Origin of the sequence: Streptomyces brasiliensis (assembly GCF_014647875.1) — a bacterium.
Lineage (GTDB): Bacteria > Actinomycetota > Actinomycetes > Streptomycetales > Streptomycetaceae > Streptomyces > Streptomyces brasiliensis.
This window is the reverse complement of sequence record NZ_BMQA01000075.1, coordinates 17682-29618: the sequence shown is the minus strand read 5'-3', so window position 1 is coordinate 29618 and position 11937 is coordinate 17682. Positions and strand designations below refer to the sequence as shown.

Annotated in this window: 9 protein-coding genes and 2 pseudogenes; 6 read left to right on the top strand and 5 right to left on the bottom strand. The window is 68.1% G+C overall.

Going from position 1 to position 11937, the window contains the following annotated elements:
- The first annotated feature begins 155 nt into the window (after positions 1 to 155).
- On the top strand, positions 156 to 953 hold the full coding sequence (locus IEZ19_RS43285) for an ISAs1 family transposase (RefSeq protein ID WP_189316893.1): 798 nt from the start codon (positions 156 to 158) through the stop codon (positions 951 to 953).
- On the opposite strand, the pseudogene IEZ19_RS54295 reads toward IEZ19_RS43285, so the two are convergent.
- Positions 933 to 1160, bottom strand: a pseudogene (locus IEZ19_RS54295) (transposase); the annotation flags it as partial. The gene IEZ19_RS43285 and the pseudogene IEZ19_RS54295 overlap by 21 nt on opposite strands.
- A gap of 13 nt (positions 1161 to 1173) precedes the next feature.
- Here IEZ19_RS54295 and IEZ19_RS43275 point away from each other — a divergent pair.
- The 3 genes and pseudogenes from IEZ19_RS43275 to IEZ19_RS43265 all read left to right on the top strand — a co-directional run.
- Positions 1174 to 1395, top strand: a pseudogene (locus IEZ19_RS43275) (IS256 family transposase); the annotation flags it as partial.
- A 61-nt stretch (positions 1396 to 1456) separates the two neighbouring features.
- Entirely contained in the window at positions 1457 to 1942 is a 486-nt protein-coding gene (locus tag IEZ19_RS43270) for a P-loop NTPase family protein (protein ID WP_189316892.1), read from the top strand.
- 383 nt (positions 1943 to 2325) lie between these two features.
- On the top strand, positions 2326 to 3834 hold the full coding sequence (locus IEZ19_RS43265) for a serine/threonine-protein kinase (RefSeq protein WP_189316891.1): 1509 nt from the start codon (positions 2326 to 2328) through the stop codon (positions 3832 to 3834).
- Between the two features lie 1486 nt (positions 3835 to 5320).
- On the opposite strand, the gene IEZ19_RS43260 is transcribed toward IEZ19_RS43265, so the two are convergent.
- A complete protein-coding gene (locus IEZ19_RS43260) occupies positions 5321 to 5938 on the bottom strand; it encodes a TetR/AcrR family transcriptional regulator (protein WP_189316890.1) in 618 nt (205 codons plus the stop codon).
- 57 nt (positions 5939 to 5995) lie between these two features.
- Between IEZ19_RS43260 and IEZ19_RS43255 the strand changes: the two genes are divergently transcribed.
- On the top strand, positions 5996 to 6952 hold the full coding sequence (locus IEZ19_RS43255; RefSeq protein WP_189316889.1) for an NADP-dependent oxidoreductase: 957 nt from the start codon (positions 5996 to 5998) through the stop codon (positions 6950 to 6952).
- A gap of 366 nt (positions 6953 to 7318) precedes the next feature.
- Complete coding sequence (locus IEZ19_RS43250; protein WP_189316888.1) at positions 7319 to 7801, top strand: WapI family immunity protein; 483 nt, start codon at positions 7319 to 7321, stop codon at positions 7799 to 7801.
- A gap of 70 nt (positions 7802 to 7871) precedes the next feature.
- Here the strand turns inward: IEZ19_RS43250 and IEZ19_RS43245 are convergent, their stop codons facing one another.
- From IEZ19_RS43245 to IEZ19_RS43235, 3 genes are read right to left on the bottom strand one after another with little or no spacing between them, the layout of a single operon-like run.
- Positions 7872 to 9023, bottom strand: coding sequence for a TniQ family protein (locus tag IEZ19_RS43245; protein ID WP_189316887.1), 1152 nt, complete (start codon positions 9021 to 9023; stop codon positions 7872 to 7874).
- A gap of 31 nt (positions 9024 to 9054) precedes the next feature.
- The gene (locus IEZ19_RS43240) at positions 9055 to 10101 is read right to left on the bottom strand and encodes an ATP-binding protein (protein ID WP_189316886.1); all 1047 of its coding nucleotides are present in this window, start codon (positions 10099 to 10101) and stop codon (positions 9055 to 9057) included.
- Positions 10098 to 11846: a transposase family protein gene (locus IEZ19_RS43235; protein ID WP_506005013.1), complete on the bottom strand. Its 1749-nt coding sequence runs from the start codon at positions 11844 to 11846 to the stop codon at positions 10098 to 10100. Before IEZ19_RS43235 ends, IEZ19_RS43240 begins: the two co-directional genes overlap by 4 nt.
- Positions 11847 to 11937: the final 91 nt, after the last annotated feature.

Below are 11937 nucleotides of genomic sequence, written 5' to 3'. Positions count from 1 at the left end.
CCCATTCCACATCCGTCAGTTGCGCGCGTGTCATGCAAGACGATCTACCAGTCCAGACCCCGCCCTGAGGGCGAATCCGACAGATTGATCACGACTCGATACGCGCCCTAACCCAGTTCACCGAGGCACTGACCATCGACCCCCTGGACGACATCGTGGACACCGGCCCCAGGTCGCTGGCGGCGGATGGCAAAACCGTCTGCGGCGCCCTCGACGCGGACGGAAAGCAATTGCACCTGCTGTCGGTCTTCCGGCCGGACACCGGCACCGTGGCCGCCCAGCGCGCGATGCGGGACAAGGGCTGCGAGGTCACCCACTTCGCCGCCCTGCTCGACACCCTCGACTCCATCCGGGGACTGATCATCACCACAGACGCTCTGCACTGCCAGCGTGAGCACGCCCGCTACCTGCACGAACGCGGCGCCTTCTACTACTTCCCGGTGCTGGGCAACCAGCCCACGCTCTTCGCCGCCCTGGACGCTCTGGACTGGGAGAACACCCCGATCGCCCACACCAGCACGGAGCGCAACCAAGGCCGCACCGAGACCCGCGAGCTGAAGATCCTGCCCGTGCCCAAGCAGGTGGCCTTCCCCCACACACAGCAGGCCGTCCTCATCGAGCGCACCACCACCGGCCGCGGCGACGGCAAGACCCACTGCTATGCCGAACTCGGTATCACCAGCGCCCCAGCCGAGATGGCCAACGCCACCACACTCGCCCGAATCACCCGTGATCACTGGGGAGTTGAAGTCCTCCATCACGTCCGAGACGTCACCTACCACGAAGATGCCTCCCACGTACGCACAGGCACCACACCTCGCGCCATGGCCACCTTCCGCAACCTGGCGATCAGCCTCGCCCGCCTCGCCGGGTTCAAGAACATCGCCGCCGCCACCGACCACTACCGAGCCCACCCCAGCGACGCATTCCACCTACTCGGTCTCACCGAGTGAGAACGCATCGCTCCTGCCGTAGAAGCCGGCGAGGATGTTGATGGCCGCTTTCCAGTTGTGGGTGCGGCCGGTCGGGTTCGGCCTGTTGGGCTCCTGGTGCCGGATAGCCAGGTAGAGCACCTTCAAAGCAGCTTCCTCGCTGGGGAAGTGCCCTCGTCGGCGACTGGCCTGCCGGAACCGTGAGTTCAGTGACTCGATCATGTTCGTACCACCCGATATGAACCCGATCGAGTCGACGTTCTCCACGGTCAAGCTGCGGACCAAGGTCACCCGCGGGGCCGGCAGCCCCGCCGCGGCCCTGGCCATGGTGTTCAAGCTCGTCGAGTCCGCCCAGGCCCGTTGGCGCGCGATCCGCGGAGCCCACCTTCTACCACTGGTTCGCGCGGGCGCGAAGTTCGAGAACGGCGTCCTGATCGAACACGAGGACACCGCCGCTGCCTGAACAGGCGCAAGCTGGCCCGTGATCCGATGGAGCGGCAGGCCGTTCTGGCACCATGACGGCCATGAAGCGCGTCGTGATCCTTGGCCGTGGCGGCGCGGGGAAGTCAACCCTCGCAGCCACGCTGGGCACCGCGACAGGGCTACCCGTCATCGAACTCGATAAGCACTTCTGGGGACCGGTCTTGGAAGCGACTCCCCCTGACCGGTGGGCCGCCGTCCAAGGCGAACTCGCCCGCGCCGACCAGTGGATCATGGACGGCGACCTCGGCCCCTACGACGTCCTCGAGGTCCGCCTCCGCAGGGCGGACACCGTTCTCCTGCTCGACTACTCCTTCCCGCGCTGCGCCTGGCAAGCGCTGCGCCGTTCGCGGGAACGGACCGATTTTTGGCTCTGGGTGTGGTCATGGCGCCGCCGGAACCGACCGCTCCTCCTCAAGGCGATCACAGCCCATGCCCCAGATGCGCAACTGCACGTGCTCCGCAACCCGCGCGCAACGGCGCGCTTCGTGGCACAGGTTCGGGACGACCAGAACAGTGGACGACCGTGACGATCCACAGATCTTGACAATTACTCGGGTCGGTGCTCCACCGTGGCCCGGCCCGACGGCAGCGAGGTCACCACCATCGTTCTCGACGATCGCCCCTCACCGGTCACGTGAGGCGGGACCTGGCGCCCGCATGCAAGTTCGCCGTGTGCCTGCGAAGCAACCCGGTAACGCGGCGGTGAGGCAGCGCAGCCTCGAGGGAGAACGGAGTTAGGGTTCCGTACTTGGACGAGGCTGGCGCGCGGGTGAGTGGCGCGGCGGCCGGGGCGCGGCCCTCTCAGCGGGGGCGCGTGCGGCTTGCTGTTGCTGTTCACGTGCTGGTCCTCGCCGCTACGATCGCCCGGCAACGCAACTGGTTGTACAGACGGGTCGAATTAGGGGCGGTCATGGAGGACTTAGGCACGGGTGACCCGCAGCGGATCGGCCCCTACACGCTACGGGCGCGGCTGGGGCAGGGCGGGATGGGCCGGGTGTTCCTGGGCCGGTCGCCGTCCGGCCGGGCGGTGGCGGTCAAGGTGGTCCACGAGCACCTGGCACGGCAGAGTGACTTCCGGCGGCGGTTCGCCCAGGAGGTGACCGCGATCCGGGCGGTGAGCGGCGCGTTCACCGCGCCGCTGGTGGGCGCCGGGCCGGAGGACGATCCGCCATGGCTGGCGACCGTGTACGTCGCGGGGCCGAGCCTGGCCGAGGCGGTGGCCGAGGCCGGGCCGTTCCCGCTGGCGTCGCTGTGGCCGCTGGCCGCCGGCCTCGCCGAGGGCCTGCAGGACATCCACTCCGCCCGGGTGGTGCACCGCGATCTGAAGCCTGCCAATGTGCTGCTGGCCGCCGATGGCCCGAGAGTGATCGACTTCGGTATCGCCCGCGCCCTCGACGGCGCATCGTTGACCCCGGACAGTGTGGTCATCGGCACCCCTGGGTTCATGTCTCCAGAGCAGATCGACGCTTCCGAACTGGGCCCCAGCAGTGATGTGTTCACGCTCGGCGCCGTGCTCGCGTTCGCCGCCACCGGACAGAGCCCGTTCGGCGAGGGCCCGCCGCTGGCCATGCTGCACCGCATCGTCCACGGCGACGCTCGGCTGGACGGCGTCCCCGAACCGCTGCGCGGCCTGGTGGCCGCATGCCTGGCCAAGGAGCCTGCCGATCGCCCCACGCCGGCCGAGGTCCTCCGGTTGGTCACAGAATCCTGGAGGCCACCCGAGCAGCGGCCGACCGAGCCCTTCTGGCCCACCCCGGTCACCCTGCTGCTCCCCCGCCACCGCCTCCCCCACTCAGATCCACAACCGGCCGGTGAAGTCCCGCCGACCAGAGAGGAACTGACTCTTCGCTACACCCGGGTCCGACAGAACGAGCGCGATCTGGATCCGACGGCTGCAGCGCGGCAAATGGAGCAGCTGGCGATCGACCAGGCCCGGGTCCTCGGCCCGGACCATCCCGACACCATCCAAAGTCGCCACATGCATGCGTTCTACCTCGACATCGCCGACAAACCCGCGGAGGCGGCGCCCCTGATGGCCGCGGTGGTCACGGATCGGAGACGGATCCTCGGCCCCGACCACGAGGAGACCCTTCGAAGTGAACAACTGCATGCACTCTTCCTCGGCAAGAGCGGCGAGTACGCCGAGGCCGCGCGGCTCCTGGCGCAGAACGCCCGGGACCGGGCGCGGGTCCTCGGCCCCGACCACAGATCCACCCTCTGGAGCCGACACCTGCACGCAGATTTCGTCCACGCCGCCGGGGACCACACTGAGGCAGCAAGGTTGATGGCCGGGGTGGTCGCAGACCTGACACGGGTCCTCGGCGCCGACCACTCCGCCACTCGCTCCAGCAGACACGTGCTCGAAACCTACCTCGGCACCGAGGACTCACCCACCGCTGCCCGTCAACGGACCTCATGAAGGACTCGTCCACGCGGATGGCCTCCCGGTCCGTGTGGGAGGTTGTGCCCGGCGACAGCATCGGCTTCGTTTCATGACCACCGCCGGGCACTCGAGACAGCCTTGCACGTGGCTGCTGACGCGTCCGCGTCAGGTTCCGGAGGAATCCCCCTACCCCACCCGGACCGTCCCCCTCCATTGATGCGTATGCGTCAAGTCTCTGCGGTTGATCCGGCTCCGGAGCCGACTCGACCGGCGCGGCCTCGGCGACGTCCCCGCCGGCCGCGCCCGTCGCGTGCTCCCGGTTCAGCTCCTCGGCCGCGGCCTCGGCCTGGTCCTGGCTCGCGGCGGTATCGACGATGCGCACGGCCGTACCCGCGTACCGGCTCACCGTGCAGTGCCCGACGTTCCAACGCATCACGTTGCCGGTGTCGGTGAGCGTCGGGTACGCGAGGAACGGCGACCCGTTCACCGCGGCGAGAGCCTGCCGGGCAATCCACACGATGCGGAGCACGCTCGTCTCGCCGAGGCGCAGACCCCGGACGCTGCTCCACGCGTTCGGCGCGCATGCCGCCTCCTACTTCCACTCAGCATCGGCGAGCGGGCTGGTGCAGGCATCAGGCGCCCGGCCACTTCGCGGCGCGCCGGCCCGGCGAGTACTGCAGTACCCGATGCCGGCAGGCCGCCCACCGCCAGCGCCAGGCCGCCTCCAAGCTGGCGGGCACCGAGGAATTCGACCAAGTGCTGCGCATCCAGCTCAACCAGATCGCCCATCACGCCCGGGAGACCCTGTCGGCCCTCGATCAGCCCGGCACGCCCGTGACCGCACCACTGGAGCAGATGGTGCGCCTTCAAGTCCTCATCGAACGCCTCACCCCGCACATGGTGGCCCGGACCAAACAGCGCGGCGCCTCCTGGGAACAGATCGGAGCCCTGATGGGCATGAGCAAGGACACCGCACGCAAGAAGTGGTCCCCACCCACCCGCCGCGGCCGCACCCCTCAGCACCACAGCCCCGCACCACGACCCCGACGAAGGCCAGCTGTTCCTGTGGCTTTCCGAACTCGGCGATCCGGGCCGGCCTGCCGCCGATCGGGACACCATTCGCCGGATCCTCGCGGGGGCCGCCCCGGAAGCCGCCGCGATCTGCGTCCTGAAGTACAACGAGCCGGAGCTGACCCACAAGCAGATCGGCGAGCGGCTGGGCGGCATAACGTCCCGGGCGGTCGAGGACCAGCTACTCCGGCTGCGGGCCACCGCACACCGGCTCGTACGAGAGGGGAAGATCGAGTACGCGGGGGCACGGGGAGCCGGTCGATGAGCGCCGGGCTGCGCACCACGCTGTCGAGCGCCGGAGGCATCGGCGGCGCCCTGATCGGTCACCTCGCCGGGGGCCCTGGGATCAGCCGGATGGCGAGCCTGGTGCTTTGACCGGGAGGTTCGCTGGGGTGGCGGCTCCAGCGGCACCCCTAAGGTGATTGCCTTTCAAGCGGGGCCCGAATCAACCTTAGGACGGCCGGGCGGCGGGCCGGAGGCCGTCCATCAGCAGGTTCAGCAGGCGATTGGCCTGGGCTTTTTGTTCGGGCCGGGGGGCCACCGTGAAGATGCCGATGAGGGCGGCGGCGATGTCTCCGGCCGCGATGTCGGAGCGGAGATCGCCCGCCGTGCGGCCTGCATCGAGAATCGTGGTGATGGCCGTCAGCAGCTCGGTCCGGGTCTGCGCATGGGTGATCTGGCCCGATTCGATCATCGCTCGCAGCGTGTCGAGCATGCCGTTCTTGGCCGCTATCCAGTCCCCGAACAAGTCCATCCAGCGCCGCATCGACGCCGCTGGGGGCAGATGGCCGAGTAGCTCGCGGGCGCCGCTCGTCAGCCGCACGACCTGGTCCTGGTAGACCGCGTCGACCAGCGACTCGCGGGTGGGGAAGTGACGGTAGAGCGTGGCGATGCCGACCCCGGCCTCACGAGCGATCGCGCGCATCGACGGCTCGCCGTCTGCCGACATGAACACGCGGGTCGCCACCGTGAGCAGCTGGTCGCGGTTGCGTGCTGCGTCCGCCCGCGGCATGCGGGGTTCCGCCTCACCAGAAACGGATCGCGCTCCGTTTGTGTTACGGTCGTTCATGTAATCGGAGCATAGTCCGTTTCGATGCTTCCTTCGCCATCGAGGAGACAGGCGCACATGCAGACACAGAGCGAGCGACCACGCACCGCCAGCGGCAGGGCAGTCCAGATGGACTCCTTCGGCGGCCCCGAAGTCCTGAACGTCCGCGAGGTTCTGGAACCGCAGGCCGGGCCGGGGCAGGTCCGTGTGCGGGTCACTGCTGCTGGCCTGAATCCGATGGACTGGCTCATGACCGCCGATGCAGACACGGCCGCCCGGTTCGGCCTGACCCTGCCGACCGGGTTCGGCACCGACTACGCGGGCGTGGTTGACCAGGTCGGTGACGGGGCGAGCGGCTTTGCACCCGGCGACCGGGTGTTCGGGGGCGCCCTGTCCTGCGCGATCGCTGACTTCGTAGTGGTTGACTCGTCTGGGGAGACCGCGGCGAACGAGGCACACCACACGCCTGACGGTGTCGACGACCGTACCGCCGCCACCCTCACGATTGCGGGCCGCACGGCATCCGCCGCCCTCGACGCGGTCGCCCCCGGCCCGGACGACACCGTCCTGATCGGCGGCGCCGGGGGCGGGGTCGGAGTGTTCGCCGTCCAACTGGCCCGCATCTCAGGAGCGCGCGTGATCGGGACAGGATCAGCGACATCGGCCGACTACCTGCGCGACCTCGGAGCCGAGCCGGTCACCTACGGCGACGGCCTGGCCGACCGGGTCCGAGCCCTCGCTCCCGACGGCGTCACCGCCGCCATCGACCTCCACGGAACGGACACGGTGCACGTCGCAAGGGAACTCGACGTCCCAGACAGCCGCATCTGCACCATCGCCGCGCAGGTCGACGGAGTGGTGGCCGCCAACGGCGCAAACGCCGCCCCCGGCGTCCTGGAAGAGATCGCTCGCCTGGTCGTTGAAGGCCGGCTGAGGGTGCCTATCGCGGCGATCTTCCCGATCGATCAGATCCACGCCGCGGTCGAGCTCCAGGCCGGCCGACACGTGAAGGGCAAGGTCGTCATCGACCTCTGAGGCCAGCTGCGAACGCAGGCTGTACAACTGCAGCAGGGGCAATTCGTCGTGACCAGGACGGCGGCCGTCGCGCCCCGGCTCCGCCCGCGCGGGATGAACGGGCTTCCCGGCGATGTCGGGAGGCTTCAGCAGTTCGATTCCTGGGCTCGCTCAGGTTCCTCCCGAAGTGCTGAACATCTGCTGTCGCACGGCGACACTGGCGACCACTGTCCTTTGACAAGGAAGTTAGTCCAGAGCGGCGCCCTGACCTGGAGCGACTGAGTTGGATGTCAAACGGCCCGTCTTGCCCAGCTCGCCCATGGGGTTGTGCTGACGTGTTGTGAGGGCCTGTGCAGCGTCGAAGAGGTCCGTGACACCCTTTGGGCCATGCTCTTGGGTGATCAGGCAAGCAGAGTCGAGCTCTGCCCGTTGCGATACCAGTTCCCCGCGGTCCGCGGCGACTCATACGATGACAACTGGCTGGTCATCGGTGGCTCGGTGACGACTCCGGAGGGCACCTGGGCTTTCACTGATCCTTGCCTGCTGATCCATGAAGCCCGCCAGGTGTCCGCTTGGCTGCGCGCGGTGGCGGCAGGGACGGTTGCGGTGACCGGACCTGATGCCGACGGCTCCTCGTCCCCGGACACGTGGTTCGTCGAGCCGGTCCTGGCCTTCAGCCTCGTCGATCGAAGCGAGGACGGTGCGGTGATTCGTGTGCATCTGTCCATGGAGGCGGCACCCCCATGGCAGCAGGGTGAAAACGGAGCAGACATCTACCAGTACTTCGTCGAGGCCCAGGTAGATATAGCTGCCCTGCTCCGCGCAGCTGACCAGTGGGATCTTGCTCTGGCTTCGTTCCCCACCCGCTGATCAGTATCAACTCAGCAGGAGACGACGGACAGGATGTGGTCTGCGGCTCCTTGCTCGAAATTCGACCGGGTTAGTCAGGCCGTTGGCCCTCGCGTGAGCCCGGCAACTTCGCCGGGTCTTCGAGGTGATACCAGTCCTGGGTGATGGCCCAGGTCTGGTAGGTCCGGAAGATCCGGGCAAGGCCGTCCGGCTGTTCTCGTGTGGTGAAGAATTCCCCGATGAGCTGGTAGAGCGCAGTGACGGCTGCAGCGTCGGCCTGGGTGGAGAGTGGGTGGGACCAGCCTCCGGGGGCGAGGTGGCGGACGAGAACGGGCCAGGTCAGGTCGTGTCCCTTGCCGAGTCGGACGACGAGCCATTCCTGGAAACCGGTGAGCATGCTCCACGAGCTGCCGGCGTCGAGGCCGAGGATGAAGGCCGTCGTCGTGGCGTAGGAGCCGTCGAGTCCATGCCGTTTCGGGTCTCGGTGGACTGCGGCCAGTAGTGCCCGATAGTGCTTGATCACGTTGCTCTGGAAGGGCAGTTGGGCCGCTGCAAGAAAGTCTCCTGAAGGCGTGTTGGGTTGCCGAGCCAAGGTGTCCGGGCTCCAGTGCGGATGCTTGGCCAGGTAGCGGTGGACGGTGGCGTAGGCGGCCGTGACATGGTGTTCGTCCAGCAGCTTCTCCCAGATCACCCTCATGGTGGGGAACTGGCCGGCGTGGGCGGCGGCGTACTCATCGAGGATGGCGTCGATCAGCGGGCCGATCCGTCCCTTGGCCGGGCCCACGGTGGGAGGTCGCTTCTTGCGGGGCGGTGGCGTGGGCGAGTTCAGAGCCTGCCGGACGGTGGCCTGGCTGACACGGTGACGTCTCGCCAGGTGGGAGACCGGCAGCTGTTCAGCTTGAGCGTCTCGCCGGATCGCTATGAAGAGCGCGGGTTTGTCCGCGGCCTTCGTGAAGCTGCGCTTGGGCTTCTTTGGCGGCGCCGGTTTTTGCCGTACCAGGTCAAGCAAGGCCCGTTCCAGAATGCCTTGTTCACGTCCCGCGAGGGCGGCGAGCCGGTCGGGGCGTGGGCGTTTCCCGGGCCCGTAGTCGGGTGGCCCGGCAAGGTAACTGCGCAGGTAGCTGGGCTTGAGATGGTTGGCGAGGGCCAAGCGGCGGACGTAGGAGTCGACGGCCTCCCCAGGCCGTGGGCGAACGCGGACTGGGAGAGGAACCAGGTGCTCCGCGAGGTGAGGGGTGCTCACGGCGTCTGAGGTGCCGCGGAGGGGCTGCTGATCACCTGGTCACCTTCTTGAGCGGCTTCTTCTGGCTCTCCGCTGCATGGTCGAGAGGGATCGCGGCGAGTCCTTCCCTGGTCACGCGTTCGGTGCCGCTCAGGATTGCGTCGATTGCGGCTCCCCGGATGGCGTGGGACAGGGCTCCGATCATGCCGGCGGTCCGATCGTGGAGGTAGCGGGCCAATTTGATCAGGCTCCCTGGCGGGTGGTGGTGGAGGAGCAGGGTGTCCTCCAGGGTTGCGACCAGTCCCTTCCATTCGTCGCCGTAGGGGAACGGGCGGGTGGGGACGAGGGTGAAGCGGCCCGAGATCTGGGCGCCCCGCGTGCCGGTCAAGAGCTCGCTGGTTTCGAGGCCGATGCCCGCGTAAACGAACGTGGCGGGGATCCGCTCGGAGAAGTACTTCAAGGTGTCGGAGACCTCGCTGCCGGCCCGAGTGACCTGCGAAACGTTGTGGATTTCGTCGACGAGCACGAGACCGGTGCGGGTATCAGTGCAGACGCCGACCACGGCCTCGATAATGTCCGTCATGTTCGACCGGGACCGGACGGGCAAGCCCAGGAAGCGAGCGAATTCGGCAGCAACCATCCTCGCGGTCGCGGCAGGAGGGACCGTGACGTAGAGAACGGGAATACGGTCGGCGACGTGGGGATGACGGGCCCGGTCGAGGAGTTCATGCGCGCGTCCGAGCTGGGTGATGGCGCTGGTCTTGCCCGTTCCGGGGAGCCCCGAGACCATCAGGCCGCGACGGGCACTGACCGCGTGGCGGTTGAGCAGGACCAGCCGACGGCCGCAGACCACGGTCTTCTCGACGAACGAGGTGGAGACCACGAGCATCCGGGCGTGATGGTCGAGCCGGTCCTCGTCGTAGAGAGCCCGCTCGATCTCCGGCAGCTGCTTCAGCTCGGCCGGAGTCAGCAGCACGGGCGACGCGGGCGAATCATCGAGGAACTTCCGCCATCCTTCCAGAGTGGTCAACTGCCGGTTGGCCTCGGCATCCGCCTCGTCCAACGAGAGGTGCCGGGACGCCGGTTCGGAGATGGTCACGTGCGCCTCCAGGGGTTGGAAAACGGGTCGAACAGGCCCAGCGGGATCACCTTGGCCACCTCGGTGTCCGTCTCCTCGTCGTGTGTGGGATCGACAGCGGGCGGATCAGGGATGGGACGGTCGGTGGCCGTGGCCCGGGTGCGGGCGGCGACCCGTCGGTCACGCCGTGAGCGTCTGGCCGGACGGCCCTTCTCCGCGGTGGGACCGTCGTGGGCCCGCCGCAGCAGCGCGGCGGCAGCATCGGCGATCTGTTCCTCGGTCCCGCCCGGGACCTGCGCGCGGGCGTGGTCCCAGGCCAGCTCTCCGAACGGGACACCAACGCGGCGCAAGTGCTTCCAGAACACCGTGATCCACGGGTCCGCCTCGTTGCGGCGGTCGCGTACCCAGACCCGGGAGACGTCGTAGGGGTCGTAGTGGATCTCCCACAGACCCTTCTTCTCCACCACACCGGAATGCTGGCGGCGCAACGGCCCCAACTCGGCTCCGTCGTAGGTTCGGTGGTTGATCCGGATGCCGTAGGCGTTGATCGCCTGCCAGCGCTCGGGCAGCAACTCGACGTAGTCCTCGCCGTTGAGCGGGGCTGGAACATAGCCGCACGACTCCAGCAGCGTCGCGTACTTTTCGTTCGGCGAGAACGCCCGCTTCGGCGAGTCCGGGTCGCGCAGTGCATCGTGCGGCCGGTTCTGCCAGACGGCGACGATCCACTCGTCCAGCAGGCTCTGCAACTCGGGCAGTGACCACAGCGGCCCGTTCTCCAGGCCCCGGCCGCGGCGGTCCGTCGACCGGCCGGTGTAACCCGCGACGAACTGCGCGAACAGCGTGGCCACAGAACCCAGAGTCTTCTCGATCGCGCCTTTCTCGAAGGGCGACGCTTTGTGAGTCGGCTGAAGAGTGATGCCCAAGTAGCGGCAGGACGCACGGAAGTTCTTCGAAATGAAGACCTTGCCGTGATCACAGACGATCGTGTCCGGCACGATCACCGGCCTCGCGGCCGCGTGCTCCAGCCGCTCGTCCAAGTCCAGCAGACGCCTGTGCGGCATCACCGACCTCGACATCCGAAGAGCATCCGACCAGCCCGGACGCATCGTCTCCGGGGCGATGCTCCGAGCCAGGAGAGCAGAAGCATCGGCCGCCTTCGTGGTCGGCCGCAGCACCGCAGCAGGAAGCGACCTGGTCGCGAGGTCGACCATTCCCGTCAGCTCGACCTTCTCGGCGATGCCCTCGTCCAGCCGCACCAGCACGTCCAACGGCGTGGAATCGATCTGCATCCACTCACCCGGCGCGCAGGCAGGAACTTCTCCGAACGGCCCGGCCGGACGCGCACTCACCGAACGACGCGTGGTCGCCGAACCCGTCGCGTGGGTGCCGGTCGCCAGCTTGTCGAACAGCCGGTAGAGCGTGCGCTGTGACGGCAGCTCAATGCCCTCTGCGTCCTCACGGTCCGCCAGGATTTGAGTCGTCCGCCAGACCACGAAACCAATCGTCTTCGACGACGCCTCGGCCGTCTCGGCAATCGTCTGCCGCATCGCCTCGACCACCGCCGGGGCGACCCGGCCGAACTCCGGCATCTGCTTGGCCGATCGCCCATCCGCGAGCCCCACGAGCCCATCCCGCTGGTAGCGCTGGCGCCGCTGCTTGATCCCGCTGGCCGTCATCGGGTGCCCGGCCGCCGTCAGCTCCGCCGCCTTGGCCCGCTCGCGCTGAGCCAGCGAGGTCCGTTTCGGGTCGAACTCCGAACGAGGCACCGTCCCCTCGGGAGCGTCCGGAAGCAAGCCGTCCAGAACTTCCAGGATGTGCCTCTCCCACCATCGCGCCTGCTCAGCAGCGGTCTTGGGG